The organism is Duganella sp. CF402, assembly GCF_900109645.1.
GTDB lineage: Bacteria > Pseudomonadota > Gammaproteobacteria > Burkholderiales > Burkholderiaceae_D > Rugamonas.
Genome location: NZ_FOBG01000001.1, coordinates 2,638,206 through 2,659,786, shown reverse-complemented (window position 1 = coordinate 2,659,786; position 21,581 = coordinate 2,638,206). Strand labels below are relative to the sequence as shown.

23 protein-coding genes are annotated in these 21,581 nt (G+C 62.9%); 22 read left to right on the top strand and 1 reads right to left on the bottom strand.

Annotated features, from left to right (window positions below; genetic code table 11):
* Positions 1-175 precede the first annotated feature (175 nt).
* From BMZ70_RS11885 to BMZ70_RS11830, 12 genes are all read left to right on the top strand, one after another.
* Positions 176-2,929, top strand: coding sequence for a motility hub landmark protein FimV (locus BMZ70_RS11885; protein ID WP_229205381.1), 2,754 nt, complete (start codon positions 176-178; stop codon positions 2,927-2,929).
* A 49-nt stretch (positions 2,930-2,978) separates the two neighbouring features.
* Positions 2,979-3,782, top strand: a complete 804-nt coding sequence (gene truA / locus BMZ70_RS11880) for a tRNA pseudouridine(38-40) synthase TruA (protein ID WP_092274081.1) — start codon at positions 2,979-2,981, stop codon at positions 3,780-3,782.
* Between the two features lie 3 nt (positions 3,783-3,785).
* Complete coding sequence (locus BMZ70_RS11875) at positions 3,786-4,487, top strand: phosphoribosylanthranilate isomerase (protein ID WP_092274078.1); 702 nt, start codon at positions 3,786-3,788, stop codon at positions 4,485-4,487.
* Positions 4,465-5,685 carry a tryptophan synthase subunit beta gene (trpB, locus tag BMZ70_RS11870; RefSeq protein ID WP_092274075.1) on the top strand — a complete coding sequence of 407 codons (1,221 nt, stop codon included), beginning with the start codon at positions 4,465-4,467 and terminating at the stop codon, positions 5,683-5,685. Before BMZ70_RS11875 ends, trpB begins: the two co-directional genes overlap by 23 nt.
* Positions 5,686-5,695: 10 nt before the next feature.
* Complete coding sequence (gene trpA / locus BMZ70_RS11865) at positions 5,696-6,493, top strand: tryptophan synthase subunit alpha (protein WP_092274072.1); 798 nt, start codon at positions 5,696-5,698, stop codon at positions 6,491-6,493.
* 158 nt (positions 6,494-6,651) lie between these two features.
* Entirely contained in the window at positions 6,652-7,524 is an 873-nt protein-coding gene (gene accD / locus BMZ70_RS11860; protein WP_072781064.1) for an acetyl-CoA carboxylase, carboxyltransferase subunit beta, read from the top strand.
* An 81-nt stretch (positions 7,525-7,605) separates the two neighbouring features.
* Complete coding sequence (gene folC / locus BMZ70_RS11855) at positions 7,606-8,895, top strand: bifunctional tetrahydrofolate synthase/dihydrofolate synthase (RefSeq protein ID WP_092274070.1); 1,290 nt, start codon at positions 7,606-7,608, stop codon at positions 8,893-8,895.
* Positions 8,896-8,917: 22 nt separating this feature from the next.
* Positions 8,918-9,877, top strand: a complete 960-nt coding sequence (locus BMZ70_RS11850) for an SPOR domain-containing protein (RefSeq protein ID WP_092274067.1) — start codon at positions 8,918-8,920, stop codon at positions 9,875-9,877.
* Between the two features lie 23 nt (positions 9,878-9,900).
* Positions 9,901-10,389, top strand: coding sequence for a CvpA family protein (locus BMZ70_RS11845; protein ID WP_092274064.1), 489 nt, complete (start codon positions 9,901-9,903; stop codon positions 10,387-10,389).
* A gap of 38 nt (positions 10,390-10,427) precedes the next feature.
* Positions 10,428-11,954, top strand: a complete 1,527-nt coding sequence (purF, locus tag BMZ70_RS11840; RefSeq protein ID WP_092274061.1) for an amidophosphoribosyltransferase — start codon at positions 10,428-10,430, stop codon at positions 11,952-11,954.
* 73 nt (positions 11,955-12,027) lie between these two features.
* Positions 12,028-13,272 (top strand): cystathionine gamma-synthase family protein, encoded by a 1,245-nt coding sequence (locus tag BMZ70_RS11835; RefSeq protein ID WP_092274058.1) that lies wholly within the window; start codon positions 12,028-12,030, stop codon positions 13,270-13,272.
* A gap of 2 nt (positions 13,273-13,274) precedes the next feature.
* Positions 13,275-13,733 (top strand): hypothetical protein, encoded by a 459-nt coding sequence (locus tag BMZ70_RS11830; RefSeq protein ID WP_092274055.1) that lies wholly within the window; start codon positions 13,275-13,277, stop codon positions 13,731-13,733.
* Here the strand turns inward: BMZ70_RS11830 and lexA are convergent.
* Positions 13,660-14,298, bottom strand: a complete 639-nt coding sequence (gene lexA, locus BMZ70_RS11825) for a transcriptional repressor LexA (RefSeq protein ID WP_092274053.1) — start codon at positions 14,296-14,298, stop codon at positions 13,660-13,662. The genes BMZ70_RS11830 and lexA overlap by 74 nt on opposite strands.
* A gap of 210 nt (positions 14,299-14,508) precedes the next feature.
* Between lexA and rpsF the strand changes: the two genes are divergently transcribed.
* The 10 genes from rpsF (at position 14,509) to BMZ70_RS11775 (ending at position 21,535) form a co-directional block, all read left to right on the top strand.
* The gene (gene rpsF, locus BMZ70_RS11820) at positions 14,509-14,889 is read left to right on the top strand and encodes a 30S ribosomal protein S6 (protein ID WP_092274050.1); all 381 of its coding nucleotides are present in this window, start codon (positions 14,509-14,511) and stop codon (positions 14,887-14,889) included.
* A 21-nt stretch (positions 14,890-14,910) separates the two neighbouring features.
* Complete coding sequence (gene priB, locus BMZ70_RS11815; RefSeq protein WP_092274047.1) at positions 14,911-15,216, top strand: primosomal replication protein N; 306 nt, start codon at positions 14,911-14,913, stop codon at positions 15,214-15,216.
* 15 nt (positions 15,217-15,231) lie between these two features.
* On the top strand, positions 15,232-15,522 hold the full coding sequence (rpsR, locus tag BMZ70_RS11810; RefSeq protein ID WP_090176193.1) for a 30S ribosomal protein S18: 291 nt from the start codon (positions 15,232-15,234) through the stop codon (positions 15,520-15,522).
* A 27-nt stretch (positions 15,523-15,549) separates the two neighbouring features.
* Positions 15,550-16,002: a 50S ribosomal protein L9 gene (gene rplI / locus BMZ70_RS11805; protein WP_092274044.1), complete on the top strand. Its 453-nt coding sequence runs from the start codon at positions 15,550-15,552 to the stop codon at positions 16,000-16,002.
* A gap of 123 nt (positions 16,003-16,125) precedes the next feature.
* Positions 16,126-17,511 (top strand): replicative DNA helicase, encoded by a 1,386-nt coding sequence (locus tag BMZ70_RS11800; protein WP_092274041.1) that lies wholly within the window; start codon positions 16,126-16,128, stop codon positions 17,509-17,511.
* Positions 17,512-17,575: 64 nt separating this feature from the next.
* The gene (locus BMZ70_RS11795; protein WP_092274038.1) at positions 17,576-18,202 is read left to right on the top strand and encodes a DUF47 domain-containing protein; all 627 of its coding nucleotides are present in this window, start codon (positions 17,576-17,578) and stop codon (positions 18,200-18,202) included.
* An 18-nt stretch (positions 18,203-18,220) separates the two neighbouring features.
* Positions 18,221-19,234, top strand: coding sequence for an inorganic phosphate transporter (locus BMZ70_RS11790; protein WP_092274035.1), 1,014 nt, complete (start codon positions 18,221-18,223; stop codon positions 19,232-19,234).
* A gap of 367 nt (positions 19,235-19,601) precedes the next feature.
* Positions 19,602-19,985, top strand: coding sequence for a hypothetical protein (locus tag BMZ70_RS11785; RefSeq protein WP_092274032.1), 384 nt, complete (start codon positions 19,602-19,604; stop codon positions 19,983-19,985).
* A 73-nt stretch (positions 19,986-20,058) separates the two neighbouring features.
* Entirely contained in the window at positions 20,059-20,910 is an 852-nt protein-coding gene (locus BMZ70_RS11780; protein WP_092274029.1) for a metallophosphoesterase, read from the top strand.
* Positions 20,911-21,055: 145 nt separating this feature from the next.
* Positions 21,056-21,535, top strand: a complete 480-nt coding sequence (locus BMZ70_RS11775) for a GNAT family N-acetyltransferase (RefSeq protein ID WP_092274026.1) — start codon at positions 21,056-21,058, stop codon at positions 21,533-21,535.
* The last annotated feature ends 46 nt before the right edge of the window (positions 21,536-21,581 follow it).

Below are 21,581 nucleotides of genomic sequence, written 5' to 3'. Positions count from 1 at the left end.
TTACAGTGGTGCAAAGCTTGCATGCTCCCAAGCATGATGTTATGTTGGTATATCCGGGAAAGTAACATTTTCCCTCTGACAATCATAAAAACGCCCCACTATGCCAGTACACAATCGCCCCTTTGTCTCGTTCGCGTTGAAGTCACTCACCAGCGCCGTTGCCAGCGCTGTTTTGTTGGCCGCGTCTGCAAATGCGGCGGGACTGGGTAAGCTGACTGTCCTGTCGTCGCTGGGGCAGCCGCTGCGGGCGGAAATCGAACTCACGGCCGTCAGCGCCGACGAGGCCAGCGCGCTGGTCGCCAAGCTGGCCCCGGCCGAGGCCTTCCGATCCGCCAATATCGACTTCAACCCGGCGCTGATGTCGCTGCGCTTTGAAGTCGAGCCGCGCAACGGCAAGCAAGTCATCAAAGTCAGCTCCAGCCAGCCGATCAACGAACCGTTCGTCGACATGCTGCTGGAACTGAACTGGACCGGCGGCCGCATGGTCCGCGAATACACCTTCCTGCTCGATCCGCCAGACCTGCGCGCCACGCAAGCGCCGCAAGTGACGGCGCCAGTCGACCTCGGCAACCGCGTGGCGCCTGCCGCTGCACCGGCCCAATCGCCGGTCCAAGCGCCAGCCCCGGCGGCGACCGCACCGTCCGCCGCCGCCGGCGCAGCGCAGCCTGCACCGGCAACCCGTCCTCTGGCCGTGCCGGCGCCAGCCAAGACCGCCGCTGGCGAATACACCGTCAAGGCCGGCGACAACCTGACCCGTATCGCCAACCAGGTCAAGCCGGTCGACGTGTCGCTGGACCTGATGCTGGTCGCGCTATACCGTGCCAATCCGGAAGCCTTCGCCGGCAACAATATGAACCGCCTGAAGTCGGGCCAGATCCTGGCCGTGCCGGACTCCGACGCCATTCGCGCCGCTGGCAGCGACAGCGAAGCGCGCGGCGTGGTGGTGGCGCATGCGGCTGACTTCAACGCCTACCGCGCCAAGCTGGCGGGGCAGGTTGCCGCCAGCGCGCCGGCCAAGGAGCCGGACGCCTCGCAAAACGTGTCGGGCAAGATCACCGCCAAGGTCGAGGAAAAGCCGACCGCCACCAACACCGCCAAGGACAAGCTGACCCTGTCCAAGGCCACCGCCAGCGCGCCACAGCAAGGCAAGACCGGCCAGGCGGCGGAAGAAGACAAGATCGCCAAGCAGAAAGCGGTGGACGAAGCCGCAGAGCGCGTCAAGGAACTGGAAAAGAACGTCAACGACCTCGAAAAGCTGATGGCCTTGAAGAGCAAGGCGGCGGCCGAGGCCAAGAAGCCGTCGGCCTCCGCTTCGGCGTCGGCCGCAGCCGCAGCATCGGCTGCATCGGGCGTGCCGACCATCGACGCTACCCCGGCCGAGCATAAGCCGAAGCGCACGCTGGTGCTGCCGCCGAAGAAACTGGCCGATCCAAGCTTCTTCGAAATCCTGATGGACAACATCACCTACGTCGGCGCGGCCGCAGCCGCCGTGTTGCTGGGTGCGGTGGGCATCATGGCCTCGCGCCGCCGCAAGAAATTCGTGGTGCCGGCCGACGAGCCGTCCATCCTCGGCGACACCGCCATCCCGCCGCAGCAGCCGCTGATCGCCGATGCGGGCGGCCAGAGCATCGACACCAACAACAGCGTGTTCAACTCGAACTTCGCGCCATCGGCCAGCCAGCTGGACACCAACGAGGTCGATCCGGTGGCGGAAGCCGACGTCTACATCGCCTACGGCCGCGACGCCCAGGCGGAAGAAATCCTCAAGGAAGCGTTGCGCACCCATCCGGAACGCCACGCCGTGCGCCTGAAGCTGCTGGAAATCTACGTCACCCGCAAGGATGCGCGTGCGTTTGAAACCCAGGCTTCCGAACTGTACGCGCTGACCCGCGGCCAGGGCGGCGAGTGGGAGCAGGCGGCGGCAATGGGCAAGAGCCTCGACCCGGTCAATCCGCTGTACACGATGGGTGCCGGCGATGCGTCGTCGGCCGCGCCGGTCGCGGCTGCCGCGATGGTCGGCGCCGCTGCGGCAGCCGCTGCGGCCGAGCCGGACTTCGGCAGCGACTTCGGCGCCACCTACACGCCAGCTGCGCCGGCCCCGGCCGAAGCAGCGCCAATGGCCGCCGCACCTGCGCTGGATCTGGACCTGAGCCAGGATCTCGGTCAGGACCTCAGTCAGGACCTGAACCAGGAGGTTCCACCGGCCGCGCCAGCCATTCCGGCCGCTGGTGGCGACTTCAACGATCTCGACTTCGGCGCCAGCTTCGACACCGCCTTGCCGGCGGCGGCGGACGCCTCGGTCTCGCCAGCGTCGGTGGCCGCCGAAAACAGCAACCTGATGGACTTCGACCTGGATGGCCTGAGCTTCGAGCCAGTCGCCGCCCCGGCGCCGGCGCCAGCCCCGGCGGCCGAAGCCCCGGCGCCAGCCGATGACCTGGGCATGGACTTCGGCCTCGACCTGCCGGCATCGGCGGCAGCGGAAGACGCCAAGCCGTCGGCCGCCAGCGATCCGCTGGACCTCGACCTGGCCGGCTTCGACATTCCGGAAGTGCCAGCGTTGACCGAGCCGCCGAAAGCTGCAGCGCCATCGCTGGACTTCGACACCAGCCTCGACCTGCCAGCGGAAACCATCACCGCCGCGCCGCCGCCAGCGGCGCAGGAGTTCGACCTGTCGGGCATCGACCTGGACCTGGGTAGCCTGGACGGCGGCGCCGCCACCGCCACCGAAGCGCCGGCCGCGTCCGCGCCGGCCAGCAGCGAGCCGCTGTCGGCCCACCACATGGAAATGGACACCAAGCTGGACCTCGCCGTCGCCTATCAGGAAATCGGCGACAAGGAAGGCGCGCGCGAACTGCTGGATGAAGTGCTGCGTGGCGGTAATCCGGAGCAGGTGGCCAAGGCCACCGGCATGAAGGCCGAGCTGGGATAAAAGCGCGCCGTTATATAATGGCTGATTCAGACTTTTGGATTGGGCAGTAGTGAAACGGATCGCAATCGGGCTGCAGTACGACGGCCAGGCCTGGCACGGTTACCAGAAGCAGGACCACGGCTTGACCGTGCAGGACAAGCTGGAACAGGCGCTGCTGGAATTCGCCACCGTGCCGCTGGCCACCACCTGCGCCGGCCGCACCGACGCCGGCGTGCACGCCTCCGAGCAGATCGTCCATTTCGACACCGACTTGAATCGCCTGCCGCATGCCTGGGTGCGCGGCGTGAATGCCTTCCTGCCGCCGTCGATCGGCGTGCGCTGGGCCAAGGAGCTGGACGGCGATCCGGCCGAAGAGAACTTCTTCCACGCCCGCTTCAGCGCCCGCGCACGCACCTATCACTACGTGCTGTACAACCATCAGGTGCGCTCGCCGCTGCTGAATGGCCGTGCCGGTTTCTACCATCACGCGCTGGATGTCGAGCGCATGCAGGAAGCGGCCAGGGCGCTGATCGGCGAGCACGACTTCACCACCTTCCGCGCGGCGCATTGCCAGGCCAAGTCGCCGGTCAAGCTGATGCACGACATCCAGATCCGCCGCCAGGGCGACCTGATCATCTTCACGTTGAAGGCCAGCGCCTTCCTGCACCACATGGTGCGCAATCTGGTGGGGTCGCTGGTCTACATCGGCCAGGGGCGCGAGGATGTCACGTGGATGGGCGAACTGCTGGCGGCGAAAAACCGCCAGATCGCCGCGCCGACCTTCATGCCGGACGGGTTGTACCTGGCCAAAATCGATTACGATGAAAAGTGGGCGCTGCCGCAGGAAACCTCCAGCCAGCTGCCGTGGTTTTAAAGGATGAGCATGCGTACCCGTATCAAGATTTGCGGCCTGACCCGCGAGGAAGACGTGCAAGCCGTGGTGGCCTCTGGCGCGGATGCGATCGGGTTCGTGTTCTATCCGAAGAGCCCGCGCTACGTCACGCCCGAGCGCGCCGCTGAATTGATCCGCAGCGTGCCGCCGTTTATCGCCACCGTCGGCCTGTTCGTCAACGCCTCGCCGGAAGAAGTGGCGGCGGCCGTGAAGATCGCGCCGCTGTCATTATTGCAACTGCATGGCGATGAAACGGTCGAGCAGGGCGCGGCCATTGCCGCCGCCGCCGGACGCCAGTACATGAAAGTGTTCCGCGTCAAACCTGACACGCGCCCGGATGAACTGCTAGAATACGAGCAGGCAAACCGCGCCGCCAGTCCATTGTTCACCAGCCTGTTGCTGGATACTTACGTGGACGCCTACGGTGGCGCAGGAAAGGGTTTTGATTGGTCTCTCATTCCAAAAGATCTCGCGCCTCGGGTCGTTTTAAGTGGTGGCTTGAGCGTACACAACGCGACTGACGCGGTGGCCGGTGTACGCCCCTACGCGGTCGATATCAGCTCTGGTGTCGAAGCGTCCAAGGGGATCAAGGACGCGCGCAAGATCGCCGACTTTGTCGCTGCGGTGCGCGCGGGAGATACTCTTATCGAAAGCGAAACCCATCATGAAAGCGCTGTTCCACGCTAAAGACTACGAATTCCCTGATGCCAAAGGTCACTTTGGCCCTTACGGCGGCAGCTTCGTCGCCGAAACCCTGACCTACGCCCTGGCCGAGCTCAACGAAGCCTACGCCAGGTACAGCAAGGACCCCGAGTTCCTCGAGGAATTCCGCTACGAACTCAAGCATTTCGTCGGCCGTCCGTCGCCGATCTACCATGCCAAGCGCTGGTCTGAAATCGCCGGCGGCGCGCAGATTTACTTCAAGCGCGAAGACCTGAATCACACCGGCGCCCACAAGATCAACAACGTGATCGGCCAGGCTTTGCTGGCCAAGCGCATGGGCAAGCCGCGCATCATCGCCGAGACCGGCGCTGGCCAGCACGGCGTGGCCACGGCCACCATCTGCGCCCGCTTCGGCCTCGAATGCGTGGTGTACATGGGCAGCGAGGACGTCAAGCGCCAGGCGCAGAACGTGTATCGCATGAAGCTGCTGGGCGCGACCGTGGTGCCGGTGGAGTCAGGCTCCAAGACGCTGAAGGATGCGCTCAACGAAGCCATGCGCGACTGGGTCACCAACATTGAAAACACCTTCTACATCATCGGCACCGTGGCCGGTCCGCACCCGTACCCGATGCTGGTGCGCGACTTCCAGTCGGTGATCGGCGAGGAATGCCTGGTGCAGATGCCGGAAATGACCGGCCGCCAGCCCGACTACGTGGTGGCGTGCATCGGCGGCGGTTCGAATGCGATGGGGATCTTCTACCCGTACATCGACCAGAAAGGCGTCAAGCTGATTGGCGTGGAAGCGGCGGGCGAGGGCCTGGACGGCGACAAGCACGCGGCCTCGCTGACCAAGGGCTATCCGGGCGTCCTGCACGGCAATCGCACCTATCTGCTGCAAGATCAGAACGGCCAGATCATCGAGACCCATTCGGTGTCGGCAGGCCTCGATTATCCGGGCGTCGGTCCAGAACACGCCTACCTGAAGGATAGCGGCCGTGCCGAGTACGTCTCGATCACGGACGAGGAAGCGCTGAAGGCCTTCCACGACTCCTGCCACATCGAAGGCATCATTCCTGCGCTGGAGTCGTCGCACGCGCTGGCCTACGCGGCCAAGCTGGCGGCTACGCTGCCGAAGGACAAAATTGTATTGGCCAACCTGTCGGGCCGGGGTGACAAGGACATGCATACGGTCGCAGAGCGTATGGGTCTGAACTTCAACTAAGGAAACCGACATGTCCAAAATTGCAGCAACCTTCAGCGCTTTGAAAGCGCAAAACAAAACCGCGCTCGTTACTTTCATTACCGCCGGCGATCCGGCCCCGGAACTGACTGTGCCGCTGATGCACGCCCTCGTGGCGGGCGGCGCCGATATCCTTGAACTGGGCGTGCCGTTCTCGGACCCAATGGCTGAAGGCCCGGTCATCCAGCGCGCCTGCGAACGCGCGCTGGCCAATGGCGTCGGTATCCAGGACGTGTTTAACTACGTCGCCGAGTTCCGCAAGACCAACCAGACCACGCCAGTGGTGCTGATGGGCTACGCCAATCCGATCGAGCGCATCGGCCCGAAAGCCTTTATCGAGCAGTCGGTGGCGGTGGGGGCGGACGGCGCCATCGTGGTGGATTACCCGCCGGAAGAGTGTGAAGAGTTCGCCGCTGCCATGCGCGCGGCCGAGCTGGACCTGATCTTCCTGCTGGCCCCGACCTCGACCGAAAAACGTATCGAGCAGGTGGCCAAGGTCGGCGGCGGCTTCAGCTACTACGTCTCGCTGAAAGGCGTGACCGGCGCCGGCAATATCGATGTGGCAGATGTGGCGAACCGTCTGCAAGCGATCCGCAAGCACGTGAAACTGCCGGTCGGCGTGGGCTTCGGCATCCGCGACGGCGCCACCGCGCGCGCCGTGGCTGAAGTGGCCGATGCGGTGGTGATCGGCAGCCGCATCATCCAGGAAATCGAAACCGCCGGCAAAGATAAGGCGGTCGCCGCCGTCCAGGCCTTCACCACCTCGATCCGCGCCGCCCTCGACGCCTGATGGTTCTGCCCAGGGGCGTCGGCAGGCGCCTCTGGTAAAATCTCCAAGCTTGGTTTTCTTGAAATATTGTCCGTTAAGTAGTGGATTTCCTCTAAAGTTCGACAGGGGGGCCAGAAACGGCTACACTTCGGCCCAAGAATTAGCTGCAAGGAGAATTTATGAGTTGGTTGGAAAAACTGCTGCCCCCACGTATCCAGCGTTCGGACGCGGGCGCCCGCAAGACCATGCCGGAAGGCCTGTGGGTCAAATGCCCATCGTGCGAAGCCGTGCTGTACCGCACCGACCTGGAGTCGAACCTGCACGTTTGCCCGAAGTGCGATCACCATATGCGCATCCGCGCCCGTGAGCGCCTCGACAGCCTGTTCGACGCCGGCGGCCGTTATGAAATCGGCATGGACACCCTGCCGGTCGACACGCTGAAGTTCAAAGACAGCAAGAAATACCCAGACCGCCTGAAGCAAGCGATGGAAGCCACCGGTGAAACCGATGCGCTGATCGTGATGGGCGGCTCCATCATGAGCCTGCCGGCCGTGGTGGCGTGCTTCGAATTCGAATTCATGGGCGGCTCGATGGGCTCCGTGGTCGGCGAGCGCTTCGTGCGCGGCGCGCAAGTGGCGCTGGAGCAGAAGGTGCCGTTCATTTGCATCACCGCCACCGGCGGCGCCCGTATGCAAGAGGGCCTGCTGTCGCTGATGCAGATGGCCAAGACCACCGCCATGCTGACCAAGCTGTCGGACAAAAAGCTGCCATTCATCAGCGTGCTGACCGACCCGACGATGGGCGGCGTGTCCGCTTCGTTCGCCTTCATGGGCGACGTGGTGATCGCTGAGCCGAAGGCCCTGATCGGCTTCGCCGGCCCGCGCGTGATCGAGAACACCGTGCGCGAAAAGCTGCCGGAAGGCTTCCAGCGCGCCGAGTTCCTGGTGCAGAAGGGCGCCGTCGACATGATCGTCGACCGCCGCAAGATGCGCGAAGAAATCGCCCGCCTGCTGGCACTGTTGCAGAATCAACCAGTGGAAGTGCTCGCCTAAAAACGGGCGACGCTCTCACGCTACGGCGCGCAATCGGATATCATCCGGCCTGCGCGCCGTTTTCATTTCTGAGTCACCATCATGTCGAACCTCCCAACTACTTTGCCCGCCTGGCTTGCGCTGCTTGAATCGCGCCATGCCGAAACCGTCATCAACATGGGCCTGGACCGCGTTCTGGCCGTCAAGGAACGCCTGCAGCTGAGCTTTAGCTGCCCGACCATCATGGTGGCCGGCACCAACGGCAAGGGTTCGACCTGCGCCATGCTGGAATCTGTGCTGATGCGCGCCGGCTACAAGGTCGGCCTGTACATCAAGCCGCACTTCCTCGATTTCAACGAGCGCGCCCGCATCAACGGCGACATGGCCAGCGACGAAACGCTGGTGGCCGCCTTCAACGCGGTGGAAGCCGCCCGTGGCGATACCTCGCTGACCTACTTTGAATTCACCACGCTGGCCATCATGAAGCTGCTGTCGGAAGCCGGCATGGACGTGGTCATCCTGGAAGTGGGCCTCGGCGGCCGCCTGGATGCGGTCAATATCATCGACGCCGACGTTTCCATCGTCACCAGCGTCGATATCGACCACACCGACTACCTCGGCGACACGCGCGAGAAGATCGGCTTCGAGAAGGCCGGCATCTTCCGCGCCGGCAGGACCGCGATCTGCTCCGACCCGGTGCCGCCGCAAGCCCTGATCGACCACGCCGAAGCCATCGGCGCCGACCTGTGGCTGATGGGCCGCGATTTCAACTACTCGGGCGACAAGCAGCAGTGGAGCTACGGCGGCCGCGGCCAGCGCCGTAATTCGCTGGCCTACCCAAGCCTGCGCGGCGCCAATCAGATCCTGAACGCCTGCGCCGCCCTGGCCGCGCTGGAGGCCCTGAAGCTGGTGCTGCCGGTGGGCGCGCAGGAAGTGCGCACCGGCCTCGTCACCGTCGAGCTGCCGGGCCGCTTCCAGGTGCTGCCGGGCCGTCCGACCACCATCTTCGACGTGGCGCACAATCCGCACGCCGCCGCCGCCCTGAACCAGAACCTCGGCAACATGGGCTTCCACCGCTACACCTACGCCGTGTTCGGTTCCATGCACGACAAGGATATCGACGGCGTGATCGCCGCCATGTCCGAGCATATCGACCACTGGTGCCTGGCCACGCTGCCGTCGCCGCGCTCGGCGAGCGCCTCGGAACTGGCCGCCAAGGTGCAATTGGTGCAGCCGGAACGCGACGAGCGCACCATCAATGTGTTCGACGATCCGGGTGCTGCATATGCAAATGCCGTCAGCCGGGCCGGTGAGGATGATAGAATTGTGGTCTTTGGATCTTTCCTGACCGTTGCCGGTGTCATGGCGGCGCGAAAATCCTCACTCCATTGAACGCACAGGACTGAAATCACGCATGGGCTTGTTCTCGAAACTCGGTAAAAACAAGCAAGACACCGCAGGTCAAGACAGCGGTTTTTATACCAGCGCAGATGACCGGGCGGCGACCGAACGCGCCCGCTCCAAGCGCGCCTCGTCGGCTGACGGCGGCGCCACCAAGCGCCGCACGCGCGAGCGTGATGAAGACGATGCCGTGTTGCCGGAAAAGAAACGTGCACGCCGCCGTCTGGTCGGCGCCATTGCGCTGGCGCTGGCCGTGGCCGTGGGCCTGCCGATGGTGCTCGATTCCGAGCCCAAGCCGCTGTCGTCCGACATTGAAATCAAAATCCCATCCAAGGACAAGCCGTCCGAGACCGTGCCTGCGCCTGCGCCTGCTGCGCCGGTAGCTGCCGCCGCCGCGCTGGACAGCCGGGAAGAAATCGTCGAAGACGTGAAGCCTGCGGCCAAGCCGGATGCCGACACCAAGGCGAAAGCCGAAGCCCGCGCCGAACAGCAGGCCAAGGCCCAGGCCGAGCGCGAGATCAAAGCGCGCCAGGAAGCCGACTACAAGGCTGAACTGGAACGCAAGCAAGCCGAGGCCAAGGCCGAAGCCAAGCTCAAAGCTGAAAAACAGGAAACCGAACGCAAGCTGGCCGAGGCTAAGGAGGCCAAGGCCAAGGCGGCCGAGAGCGCCAAGCCGGCCGAGACCAAGCCTGCGGCCAAGAATGAAGACGCGCGCGCACTGGCCATCCTGGAAGGCAAACCAGCCGCGTCGGCCGAGAAGTTCGTGCTGCAAGTGGCGGCCCTGAGCGACCAGGCCAAGGCCGATGAATTGCGCACCAAACTGAAAAATGCCGGCATCAATGCCTACACGCAGAAAACGCCGTCGGGCGTGACGCGCGTGCGCGTGGGGCCGTTCAGCAGCAAGGAAGAGGCCGAAAAGGTGAAGGCCAAGCTGAGCAGCATGGGCCTTGAAGGCCGCATCGAAACCGTCTGAGCCGCCGCGAGACTTGAACTAAAGTGACGATCTTCGATTATCTGGTCATTTTCGTGCTGGTCACGTCGGTCATCATCGGCGTGGTGCGCGGGTTGGTGAAGGAAGTGCTGTCGGTGCTGGGCTGGGTGATCGCCTTCGTGGTCGCCAACGCCTACGCGGCGGCGCTGGCGCAGATGCTGCCGGCGGTGATCCCGGGCGAAGTGCTGCGCCTGATCGTTGCCTTTATCGCACTGTTCATCGGTGCGCGGATTTTAATGGGCCTGTTGTCGCTGGCGCTGGACGCCTTGCTCGACGCGGGCGGCCTGAGCTTCATCGACCGCGCGCTGGGCGCCGTGTTCGGCGTCGCGCGCGGGCTTGTAATTGTGTTGGCAGCCGTCATCTTGAGCGGGATGACGTCGCTGCCCAAGCAGGATTTTTGGAAGCATGCGGTCTTGAGTCCATACGCGGAGCAGGGTGCCCGCATGGTCAAGCAGTATCTTCCCGCTGCGATGGCGCAGCATGTGAATTTTTGAATTCGTTAAATCTGTAGTACCTGTCCAGGAGCACCATCATGTGTGGCATTGTCGGCGTCGTATCCCATCAACCTGTCAACCAAATGCTGTATGACGCCTTGTTGCTGTTGCAACATCGCGGTCAGGATGCGGCGGGTATCGCGACCAATCACAGCAGCATGTTCGCCATGCACAAGGCCAACGGCCTGGTGCGCGACGTGTTCCGTACCCGTAATATGCGTACGCTGCAAGGCAACTCCGGTATCGGCCACTGCCGCTACCCGACCGCCGGCTCGTCGAGCGAAGAAGAGGCGCAGCCGTTCTACGTCAACGCGCCGTTCGGCATCACGCTGGCCCACAACGGCAACCTGACCAACTGGGAACAGTTGAAGAAGGAAATGTTTGAGAACGACCGCCGCCACATCAACACCGACTCCGATTCGGAAGTGCTGTTGAACGTGCTGGCCCACGAAATTGAGAAAGCCACCGTCGGCATCTCGATCGACGCCAACACCATCTTCAATGCCGTGACCGTGCTGCACCGTCGTGTACGCGGCGGCTACGCTGCCGTGGCGCAGATCGCCGGCGTCGGCCTGCTGGCCTTCCGCGATCCGTTCGGTATTCGTCCGCTGTGCCTGGGCATCAATGAAAGCCCGGACGGCGTGGAATACCTGATCGCGTCGGAATCGGTGGCGCTGGAAGGCATGGGCTTCCGCTTCGTGCGCGACATCGCACCGGGCGAGGCCGTGTTCATCGACAACGACAAGCAGCTGCACTCGCGCCAGTGCGCCGACAATCCATCGCTGAATCCATGCGTGTTCGAGTTCGTCTACCTGGCGCGTCCTGACTCGGTGATCGACGGCGCCTCGGTGTACGCCACCCGCCTGAAAATGGGCGAGTACCTGGCCGAGAAAATCAAGCGCGAACTGAACGGCATGAAGATCGACGTGGTGATGCCGATCCCGGACTCGTCGCGTCCTGCGGCGATCCAGCTGGCGTTGGCGCTGAACGTGGAATACCGCGAAGGCTTCATCAAGAACCGCTACATCGGCCGTACCTTCATCATGCCGGGCCAGGCTGCGCGTAAAAAATCCGTGCGCCAGAAGCTGAACGCGATTCCGGACGAATTCAAGGGCAAGGTAGTGCTGCTGGTGGACGACTCCATCGTGCGCGGCACCACCAGCCGCGAGATCGTGCAGATGGCGCGCGACTCCGGCGCCACCAAGGTGATCTTCGCGTCGGCCGCGCCGCCGGTGATCTACCCGAACGTGTACGGCATCGACATGCCGACCCGCGACGAGCTGATCGCCCACGGCCGCACGGTCGAAGAGGTGTGCAAGGAAATCACCGCCGATGCGCTGGTGTACCAGGACATCGACGCGCTGAAACGCGCCATCGCGGACGTGAACCCGGCGCTGACCAGCTTCGAAGCCTCGTGCTTCGACGGCGTGTATGTGACCGGCGACGTGACCAAGGAGTATCTGGATAAACTGGAATACGAGCGTCACCATCCGACCAAGGCCAAGGCGCCGGAAGATGCAGGCCGCTCGCAGCTGAACCTGAACCTGGCCGCCAGCGAGGCCTAATCGTCGCCCCGGCGCAGGCCGGGGCCCAATTGGATTCCGGCCTACGCCGGAATGACGGCGCGAAAGCTGACACATGAACGATAAAAAAAACTACGGTTTCACCACCACCATCCTGCACGGCGACCGCCAGAAGGGCATCGAGCACGGTTCGCTGCACAAGCCTATCCACACTTCGGTGGCGTTCGGCTATGCCGACGCGCGCCAGCTGGCGTCGGTATTCCAGGGCAAGGAGCCGGGCTTCCGCTATGGCCGCCAGGGCAATCCGACCATCTCGGCGCTGGAAGAAAAGGTCAACAAGATGGAGCAGGGCGTGGGCACGATTTGCTTCGCGACCGGCATGGGCGCCATCGGCGCAGTGATGCAGGCGCTGCTGCGCGCCGGCGACCACGTGGTGTCCTCGTCCTTCTTGTTCGGTAACACCAACAGCCTGTGGCAGACCGCCATGAGCCAGGGCATTGGCGTGTCCTTCGTGGACGCCACCGATGTGGCCAACGTCGAGGCGGCGATCACCGACAGCACCCGCGTGGTGTTCGTCGAAACCATCGCCAACCCGCGCACGCAGATCGCCGACCTCAAGCGCATCGGCGAACTGTGCCAGAAGCTGGGCATCCTGTACGTGGTCGACAACACCATGACCACGCCTTACCTGTTCCAGCCGAAAGCGGTGGGCGCGGGCCTGGTGGTCAACGCGCTGACCAAATCGATCGGCGGCCACGGCAACGCGCTTGGCGGCAGCATCACCGACACCGGCGCCTACGACTGGACCCGCTTCCCGAATATCTACGAGAACTACAAGAAAGCTGCGCCGCTGCAGTGGGGCTTGGCGCAGATCCGCGCCAAGGCGCTGCGCGACTTCGGTTCCTCGCTGGCGCCGGACGCAGCACACCACATCGCTGTTGGCGCCGAAACGCTGGCGCTGCGCATGCAGCGCACCACCGCCAACGCGCTGGCGCTGGCCGAAATGCTGGAGAAGGATGAGCGCGTCGCAGCGGTCTACTATCCGGGCCTGAAGTCGCACCCGCAGCACGGCATCAGCTCGGAGCTGTTCCGCGCGCACGGCTCGCTGCTGAGCTTTGAGCTCAAGGATGGCCTCGATTGCTTCGACTTCCTGAACCGCCTGAAGCTGGCGATTCCAGCCTCGAACCTCGGCGACAACCGCACGCTGATCATTCCAGTCGCGCACACCATCTTCTTCGAGATGGGCGCAGAGCGCCGTGCTTCGATGGGCATTGCCGAATCGCTGATCCGCGTCTCGGTCGGCATCGAAGACATCGACGACCTGCTGGACGATTTCTGCTGCGCGCTGGAAGGCTGCTGACGATGCGCGCGCTGATCGCCACCGGCCTGATGCTGGCAGCCACCGCTGCCCAGGCCGGCGCAGGCGATCTGCGCGTCGACATCGATTACTACACCCACCACTACGACGGCGCCGATATCGCGCTGTCGCGTTTCCACTGCGGCGCACCGGACGCCGTGCGCACGCCGGCCGAGCGCGGCGCCTGGCTGGCCTGCTATGGCCGCTTCCGTGCCAACTTCCACGCCGCGCTGCCGATCGGGCGCACCATCCCCTCCGCCGTGGCGGACGCCATGAGCGACGCCGAACTGTCGGCGGCCCAGCAATTGATGAATCAGGTATTTGCGCAGGTCGCGCAGGAGGCACGCCAGCAAGCCGATCTGGTCTTGCTGGCGCAGGGTGGGGAAGGGCTTAGTGCCAGGTCCGCATCAGGCCCACTGCCAGGCCTTCCAGCGCAAATTCATCAGCTTCAGGATCTACCTTGATGATTTTGAAGTCCGGGTTCTCCGGCAACAGCTCGACCGTGTTGCCGGTCTTGCGGTAGCGCTTGACCGTCACTTCGCTGCCGATGCGGGCCACCACGATCTGACCGTTCTTGGCGCTGTCCACCTTTTTCACCGCCAGCAGGTCGCCATCCATGATGCCGGCGTCGCGCATCGATTCGCCGCGCACCTTCAGCAGGTAGTCCGGCTTGGAAGCGAACATGGCCGGGTCGACGCTGTAGCTGGTTTCCAGGTTTTCCTGCGCCAGGATGGGCGAGCCGGCGGCCACGCGGCCGATCAGCGGCAGCGACATCATCAGCGCGGCCGGCACTTTCGGCGTGGCCGGTTCGGCGTGCGCGCCCAGCAGGCGGATGCCGCGCGAGGTGCCGGCGGCGATCTCGATCGCGCCCTTGCGCGCCAGTGCCTGCAAATGTTCCTCGGCGGCATTGGCGGATTTGAAGCCCAGTTCGTTGGCGATCTCGGCGCGGGTCGGCGGGAAGCCGGTGTTTTCGATGGCGTCCTTGATCAGGTTCAGGATTTGTTCCTGGCGTGCAGTGAGCTTGAGCATGAGTACAGTGAGCCTGTGTATATGAACAGTCTGTATTTTTGTACAGTGTGAGCCGAAATGCAAGGGAATTTGTTGCTTCCGGCGAAATAATTTTGCGAAACGCCGTGCTGGCGTTTTGCCGGGAAAGCTGCTATAGTCGCGGGCTTACCTCTTCCCACACCTGTCTTGACGCCAGGGTGGGCCATTATCAAGTCCTTAAGGGAGTTATACATGCGTCACTACGAAATCGTATTTATCGTCCACCCGGACCAGAGCGAGCAAGTGCCCGCCATGATCGAGCGTTACAAAACCACCGTAACCTCGCGCGGCGGCAATGTTCACCGCGTTGAAGACTGGGGCCGTCGTCAGATGGCTTACTCGATCCAGAAACTGGCCAAAGCTCACTACATCTGCCTGAACATCGAAGCAGACAACGAGACCCTGGTTGAGCTGGAAACCGCATTCAAATTCAATGATGCCGTTCTGCGTCACCTGACCGTCAAGATGAAGAAAGCGGAAACCGCTCCTTCGCCGATGATGAAGTCGGTACAACGCGAAGACGCAGCTAAATCGCACCGCGCTGAAGCCGCCGCTGCTGCTCCAGCCGCTTAATTGCCCTGAGAAGGAACCGCGCTGAACCAGCTACAGTTCATCGCCCTCATCGCCGAACGGGATGCAATACGTTACACCCCGGCCGGCATGCCGATCGTGAATGCTGTACTCCAGCACCGATCGCAGCAGATGGAGGCGGGCATTGCCCGATTGTCCGAGTTTGAAGTGTCCGCAGTTGCTGCGGGCGAGATTTCAGGCCGGTTCAATGCGACGCCATTAGGCGGGCTGTATGAGTTCACCGGTTTTCTCAACAAGAAAAGCCGCAATAGCAAAAGCCTGGTGTTTCACATCATTGATTTTCGTGCTGTCCCAGACAGCTCAATTTAAATACAGGAGCCTAAAATGGCATTCGGTAAAAAGTTCGACAAAAACAAGCTCAAGCTGAAAGAAAAGCGCAAGCAACAAAACCCACTGTTCAAGCGCAAGAAGTTCTGCCGCTTCACCGCCGCTGGCGTTGAGCAAGTAGACTACAAAGACGTAGACACCCTGAAAGACTTCGTCCAGGAAAACGGCAAAATCATGCCAGCACGTCTGACCGGCACCAAGGCGCACTACCAGCGTCAAGTTGACACCGCGATCAAGCGCGCTCGCTATCTGGCCCTGCTGCCGTACACCGATCTGCACAACGCGTAATCGCGGCAGAGTAACTGGAGAAGAACTATGCAAATCATTCTGTTGGAAAAAGTTGTCAATCTGGGCAACCTGGGTGAAGTCGTTAAAGTTAAAGACGGCTACGCACGTAACTTCCTGATCCCGCAAAAAATGGCCCGTCGTGCAACCACGTCGGCTATCGCGGAATTCGAAGCCAAGCGCGCCGAACTGGAAAAAGCTGCTGCCGCTAAACTGGCCGCTGCCCAAGCCCAAGGCGAAAAACTGAACGGCATGACCGTGACCATCGGCCAGAAAGCCGGCGTTGACGGCCGTCTGTTCGGCTCGGTAACCAACTTCGACATCGCTGAAGCCCTGACCAAAGCAGGTTTCGCTGTTGAAAAAGCCGCTGTGCGCATGCCAACCGGTCCGCTGAAGACCACTGGCGAGTTCCCAGTGAGCGTTGCTCTGCACACCGACGTGGTGGTAGAAGTGACCGTTGCCGTTGTAGGCGAAGCCGCCTAAGACTGGACCGGGCGGCAACGCCTGTCTGGTTTTGCAACACCCATGAAAAAAGCCGGGCTTGCCCGGCTTTTTTCTCGTCATAAAATTGTAATCTGGCACAAGCAAGCAGGTATAATTCGCGCCATGAACGCCCCCTCCGATCCGCAAGTCGATTCGCTCCGCGTCCCGCCGCACTCTATCGAAGCAGAACAGTCCGTCATCGGCGGCCTGCTGCGCGATAACTCGGCGTTCGACCGCATTGCCGACATGATGCAGCCGGAAGACTTCTACCGTTACGACCACCGCATCATCTTTGAACAGATCGTGCGCATGATTAACGGTTCCAAGCCGGCCGACGTCATCACCGTGTTCGAAAACCTGACCCAGCTGGGCAAGGCCGACGACGTCGGCGGCCTGGCCTACCTGAACGCGATGGCGCAGAACACGCCGTCGGCGGCCAATATCCGCCGCTACGCCGAGATCGTGCGCGACCGTTCGGTGCTGCGCCAGCTGATCACCGTGGCCGACGATATTTCCGGCCAGGCGTTCAGCCCGCAGGGCAAGGAAACCAAGGAAATCCTCGACGAGGCCGAATCGCGCATCTTCGCCATTGCCGAGCAGGGCGCGCGTGGCGCGGCCGGCTGGCTGGCGGTGCAGCCGCTGCTGACCCAGGTGGTCGAGCGCATCGACGAGCTGTACTCGCGCGAAAACCAGTCCGAAATCACCGGCGTGCCGACCGGCTTCATCGACCTCGACCGCATGACCTCGGGTCTGCAGGGCGGCGACCTGGTGATCGTGGCCGGCCGTCCGTCGATGGGCAAGACCGCATTCTCGGTCAACATCGGCGAAAACGTCGCGATCGAAGCCGGCTTGCCGGTGGCGATCTTCTCGATGGAGATGGGCGGCGCCCAGCTGGCGATGCGTATGCTGGGCTCGGTCGGCCAGCTCGACCAGCACCGCCTGCGGACCGGCCGCCTCAACGACGAGGACTGGCCGCGCCTGACCCATGCGATTCAAAAGATGAACGACGCCCAGGTCTTCATCGACGAAACCCCGGCACTGAACCCGATCGAGATGCGCGCCCGCGCGCGCCGCCTGGCGCGCCAGTGCGGCAAGCTCGGCCTGATCATTGTCGACTACCTGCAGCTGATGCAGGGTTCCAAGGCGGGCGACAACCGCGCCTCCGAGATCTCCGAGATCTCGCGTTCGCTGAAAGGCCTGGCCAAGGAGCTGGGCTGCCCGGTGATCGCGCTGTCGCAGCTGAACCGCTCGCTGGAACAACGTCCCAACAAACGTCCCGTCATGTCCGACCTGCGCGAATCCGGCGCTATCGAGCAGGATGCGGACGTCATCATCTTCCTGTATCGCGACGAGGTCTACAACGCCGACTCGCCCGATAAGGGAACGGCCGAGATCATCATCGGTAAGCAGCGTAACGGCCCGATCGGCGCGGTACGCCTGACCTGGATCGGCCAGTACACCAAGTTTGGCAATTACTCTGGTAGTTTGGGTATTTACCAGGGCGACTAACCCTTACGCCGGCTGGCTACCCGCCGGGCCGGCGATCTGCAGTAGTAACACAACGGAGAAAAATATGTTTGGACGCTTGATGCCCACCGAGGGCAAATTCTTTGACCTGTTCAATCAGCACGCCGAACTGTGCGTCAAAGGCGCAAAAGAGATGGTGGGCCTGATGTCCAATTTCGATGACCTGGAAAATCGCGTGCATGCGATCGAAAGCATCGAGAAGCAAGCCGACAAGATCACCTACCAGACGGTCGACATGCTGCACAAGACCTTCATCACGCCGATCGACCGCGACGACATCCACAAGCTGATCACCCGCCAGGACGACATCCTCGACCTGCTGGAAGACGCGGCCCAGACCGTGTCGCTGTACGACCTGCACTCGGTGACGCCGGAAGCCAAGCGCCTGGCCGAGCTGGTGCTGGCCTGCACCGAGAAGCTGAAGGAAGCGGTGTCGATGCTGCACAATATGGACAATTCGCGCCAGATCGTCTCGATCTGCGAAGAGATCGACCGCCTGGAATCGGACGCCGACCACGTGATGCGCGCCGCCATGTCCAAGCTGTTCCGCGACGAACCGGACGTGCGCAACCTGATCAAGATGAAGGCCATCTACGAAATCCTGGAAACCGTGACCGACCGTTGCGAAGATGTGGCCAACATCATCGAAGGCATCATCGTCGAAAACGCCTAATTACAAAGACGAGTTCCCATGCAAACCCTACAAATCAGTATCTACGTGCTGGGCATGCTGATTGCCCTGGCGCTGATATTTGACTTCATGAACGGCTTCCATGACGCCGCCAACGCGATCGCTACCGTGGTCTCGACCGGCGTGCTCAAGCCGCAGACCGCTGTTGCGATGGCGGCCCTGTTCAACTTTGTCGCCATCTTCGTGTTCCACCAGCTGACCGTGGCCGCCACGGTGGGCAAGGGCACCATCGACCCCGGCGTGGTCGACCAGTACGTGATCTTTGGCGCGCTGGTGGGCGCCATCGTGTGGAATATCTTCACCTGGTACTACGGCATTCCGTCGTCGTCGTCGCACGCGCTGATCGGCGGCCTGGTGGGCGCGGCGGTGGCCAAGAGCGGCACCGGCGCCCTGATTTCGGCCGGCCTGATCAAGACCGTGGTGTTCATCGTGCTGTCGCCGCTGCTGGGCTTCATCTTCGGTTCGCTGATGATGTTGCTGGTGTCGTGGATCTTCGTGCGCTCGACCCCGCGCCGGGTCGACAAATGGTTCCGCCGCCTGCAGCTGTTCTCGGCCGCCTCGTACAGCCTGGGCCACGGCGGCAACGATGCGCAGAAAACCATCGGCATCATCTGGATGCTGCTGATCGCGGCCGGCTACTCGACCGCCGGCGCCAAAGAGCCGCCGCTGTGGGTGATCGTGTCGTGCTACACCGCGATCTCGTTCGGCACCCTGTTTGGCGGCTGGCGTATCGTGAAAACGATGGGCCAGAAGATCACCAAGCTGAAACCGGTGGGCGGCTTCTGCGCCGAGACCGGCGGCGCCATCACCCTGTTCACCGCGACCGCCCTGGGCGTGCCGGTGTCGACCACCCACACCATCACCGGCGCCATCGTCGGCGTTGGCTCGTCGCAGAAAATGTCGGCGGTGCGTTGGGGCGTGGCGGGCAACATCGTGTGGGCGTGGATCTTCACCATCCCGGCCTCGGCGTTTGTCGCCGCGATCGCCTGGTGGATCGGGCATCACATCATGTAAAACAAAAGGGAGCTTCGGCTCCCTTTTTTATTGCGCCGGCTGGCGCGGGCGGATGCGGAGTTCGTCGCCGACGCGCTCCACTTCGAGCATGATGTCGGGCTGGTCATAAGCGATCTCAGACTCGGGAAATATGGGCTGCCGTGGTTGATTCCGAGGTAGAGGCTGCAAGCCCATGCTGTGAATCCGATCCATTGAAGCACATTGACCCATTGCGCCCAGTTGCTGTCGCTTCGTTTATCGGATGCGGTAAATGGCAATATCATGCCCAAAGCCGCCCCGCCTACCGTTGGGCCAACGAACGCCACCGCATCAGATGTTGATCAGGATTGCAGTAGAATCGGAAAATCTTGTTGATGATGGAAGTACGATGGCGATTGATTTTGCGGGTTTGAACCAGTTGGCGCAGCATTCGGCCGCAGTGAGCATGCCGTGCAACTGCCACCAAGCGGCGATGCTGGCCTGGCAGGCGATGCCGCCGACCCTGGAGCTGGATCAGTTCGAGGAGGTGGCCTCGCTGGTGGAAGATCCGTTCGCCGAGCCAATCTTTGCCGAATACCATCCGGCCGGCACACGCTTGCAGAGCGACGATGCGCCCATCGCGCCGCGCTACTATCCCGCCAATCTCAGCCACGTCCTGCGCTGCGTGAAATGCGGGCGCCACTACCTGCGCTACACCGAAGGCGGCGGCTACTTCACCGAACTGCGCATCCGTGCCCTGCGCCCCCAATTGCTGGTCGATGCCCCGCTGTAACCGCTGAAGCACATATCCGGCGCCGGCCGGTTCAGGTATCATGCCGGGTTTCGCTCTGCCAGGCACGTCGTCCATGTCCGCTCCACGTCATAAGCACTACTCCCGCCGCCAGCACCTGATCGAGGCGTGCGTAGGCGCGGCCTTGCTGCGCGGGCGGGTGGCGGCACTGAGCTACCGCATCGGCCTGCACGGCAAGCTGGGCGTGACGCACCACACAGTGGCGTTGCCGCCGGAGCGGCGCCTGCCCAAGCCACTTAAGATCGCGTTCGCCTCCGACTTCCACGCCGGCGTGTCCACCTATCCGGCCATCTTTGACGACCTGTTCGTGCGCATCGCCATCGAGCAGCCGGACGTGCTGCTGTTGGGCGGCGATTACGTCACCGGCCCGGCCGCGCATGCTGAAGTGCTGGCAACGCGGCTGGCGCAGTGTCGGCCGCCGCTGGGCAAGTTTGGTGTCTTCGGCAACCATGACCTGTCCACCGACGACGGCCAGATCGGCCGGTTGTTCGCGGCCGCCGGCGTGCAGATGCTGGTCAACCGCGCGCAAGCGTTGCCCGCGCCGTTCGGCAACGTCTCGGTGTGCGGCATGGACGATCCGTGGGCAGGCGAGCCCGACGCCGCCGCTACCTTTGCCGGCGCCGCCCCGGTGCGCATCCTGCTGATGCACGCGCCGGACGGCCTGCTGATGCTGCATCGCCAGCGCTACGACATCGCCTTCGCCGGCCACACCCACGGCGGCCAGATCGCGCTATCGGACGGTACACCGATCGTGATGCCGCAAGGCCCTTTGTCACGCCCGTACTATTACGGCCGCTTCCCGGTCCGTGCCAACGGCGACCTGATCGTCAGCCGCGGCGTCGGCTGTGGCATGATCCCCGTCCGCATCAACGCCGACCCCGAACTGGTGATCTGCACGGTGCAATGATTTGTGTTGGCAAGCGAGGTCTCGCGTCAAACCAGGCGCATCGCTGTGGTGGCGATCAATAGGTGCTGAGCTATTGATATGGCGCTAGCTGTCTAGTTTCAGCGCTTGGTCTACAATGATCTCTGCTATTCGTGAGGGCGGGGCTATGGCGAACGAGATTCAGGTGGCGACGGAAGATCCCAGGGCGGCTGATTCGGTGGCGCTGATGGCGGAGTTGTCGACGGCGCTGGAGGCGATTACCGGCGATGGCGGCATGGCCTCGTTTGATGTCGAGGATGTACTCGGCCCGATGGCGTGTTTCGTGATCGCGCGCGACGTCAATGGCATGGCGGTCGGCTGCGGTGCGCTGCGCCCGCTGGAACCGGGCGTGGCCGAGATCAAGCGCATGTATGCGCGCCACGGCACCAGCGGCGTCGGCAGCGCGGTGCTGCGCTATCTTGAGGAAGAGGCGGCGGCGATGGGCTATCAGGCCGTGTGGCTGGAAACCCGCCTGGTCAACCGCCGCGCGGTCGATTTCTACGAGGCGCGCGGCTACAGCCGCATTTCCAACTACGGCAAATACATCGGCAACCCGCTCGCGGTCTGCTTCGAAAAGCAACTGCCATCCGTACTGGAACCGGCATAAGCCGGTGTCAGCGTGGTCTTACACGTTGTCGCGGCGGACGCTGCTT

Excerpts from the sequence above, each read along its gene's own strand:
- BMZ70_RS11850 (WP_092274067.1), top strand. The coding sequence starts at position 8,918 with ATGGGCTTGTTCTCGAAACTCGGTAAAAACAAGCAAGACACCGCAGGT.
- rplI (WP_092274044.1), top strand. The coding sequence starts at position 15,550 with ATGCAAATCATTCTGTTGGAAAAAGTTGTCAATCTGGGCAACCTGGGT.
- BMZ70_RS11780 (WP_092274029.1), top strand. The coding sequence starts at position 20,059 with ATGTCCGCTCCACGTCATAAGCACTACTCCCGCCGCCAGCACCTGATC.
- lexA (WP_092274053.1), bottom strand. The coding sequence starts at position 14,298 with ATGCTCAAGCTCACTGCACGCCAGGAACAAATCCTGAACCTGATCAAG.
- BMZ70_RS11830 (WP_092274055.1), top strand. The coding sequence starts at position 13,275 with ATGCGCGCGCTGATCGCCACCGGCCTGATGCTGGCAGCCACCGCTGCC.
- BMZ70_RS11790 (WP_092274035.1), top strand. The coding sequence starts at position 18,221 with ATGCAAACCCTACAAATCAGTATCTACGTGCTGGGCATGCTGATTGCC.
- BMZ70_RS11785 (WP_092274032.1), top strand. The coding sequence starts at position 19,602 with ATGGCGATTGATTTTGCGGGTTTGAACCAGTTGGCGCAGCATTCGGCC.
- folC (WP_092274070.1), top strand. The coding sequence starts at position 7,606 with ATGTCGAACCTCCCAACTACTTTGCCCGCCTGGCTTGCGCTGCTTGAA.
- BMZ70_RS11800 (WP_092274041.1), top strand. The coding sequence starts at position 16,126 with ATGAACGCCCCCTCCGATCCGCAAGTCGATTCGCTCCGCGTCCCGCCG.
- BMZ70_RS11775 (WP_092274026.1), top strand. The coding sequence starts at position 21,056 with ATGGCGAACGAGATTCAGGTGGCGACGGAAGATCCCAGGGCGGCTGAT.
- trpB (WP_092274075.1), top strand. The coding sequence starts at position 4,465 with ATGAAAGCGCTGTTCCACGCTAAAGACTACGAATTCCCTGATGCCAAA.
- accD (WP_072781064.1), top strand. The coding sequence starts at position 6,652 with ATGAGTTGGTTGGAAAAACTGCTGCCCCCACGTATCCAGCGTTCGGAC.
- purF (WP_092274061.1), top strand. The coding sequence starts at position 10,428 with ATGTGTGGCATTGTCGGCGTCGTATCCCATCAACCTGTCAACCAAATG.
- rpsR (WP_090176193.1), top strand. The coding sequence starts at position 15,232 with ATGGCATTCGGTAAAAAGTTCGACAAAAACAAGCTCAAGCTGAAAGAA.
- BMZ70_RS11795 (WP_092274038.1), top strand. The coding sequence starts at position 17,576 with ATGTTTGGACGCTTGATGCCCACCGAGGGCAAATTCTTTGACCTGTTC.
- BMZ70_RS11875 (WP_092274078.1), top strand. The coding sequence starts at position 3,786 with ATGAGCATGCGTACCCGTATCAAGATTTGCGGCCTGACCCGCGAGGAA.
- BMZ70_RS11835 (WP_092274058.1), top strand. The coding sequence starts at position 12,028 with ATGAACGATAAAAAAAACTACGGTTTCACCACCACCATCCTGCACGGC.
- trpA (WP_092274072.1), top strand. The coding sequence starts at position 5,696 with ATGTCCAAAATTGCAGCAACCTTCAGCGCTTTGAAAGCGCAAAACAAA.
- rpsF (WP_092274050.1), top strand. The coding sequence starts at position 14,509 with ATGCGTCACTACGAAATCGTATTTATCGTCCACCCGGACCAGAGCGAG.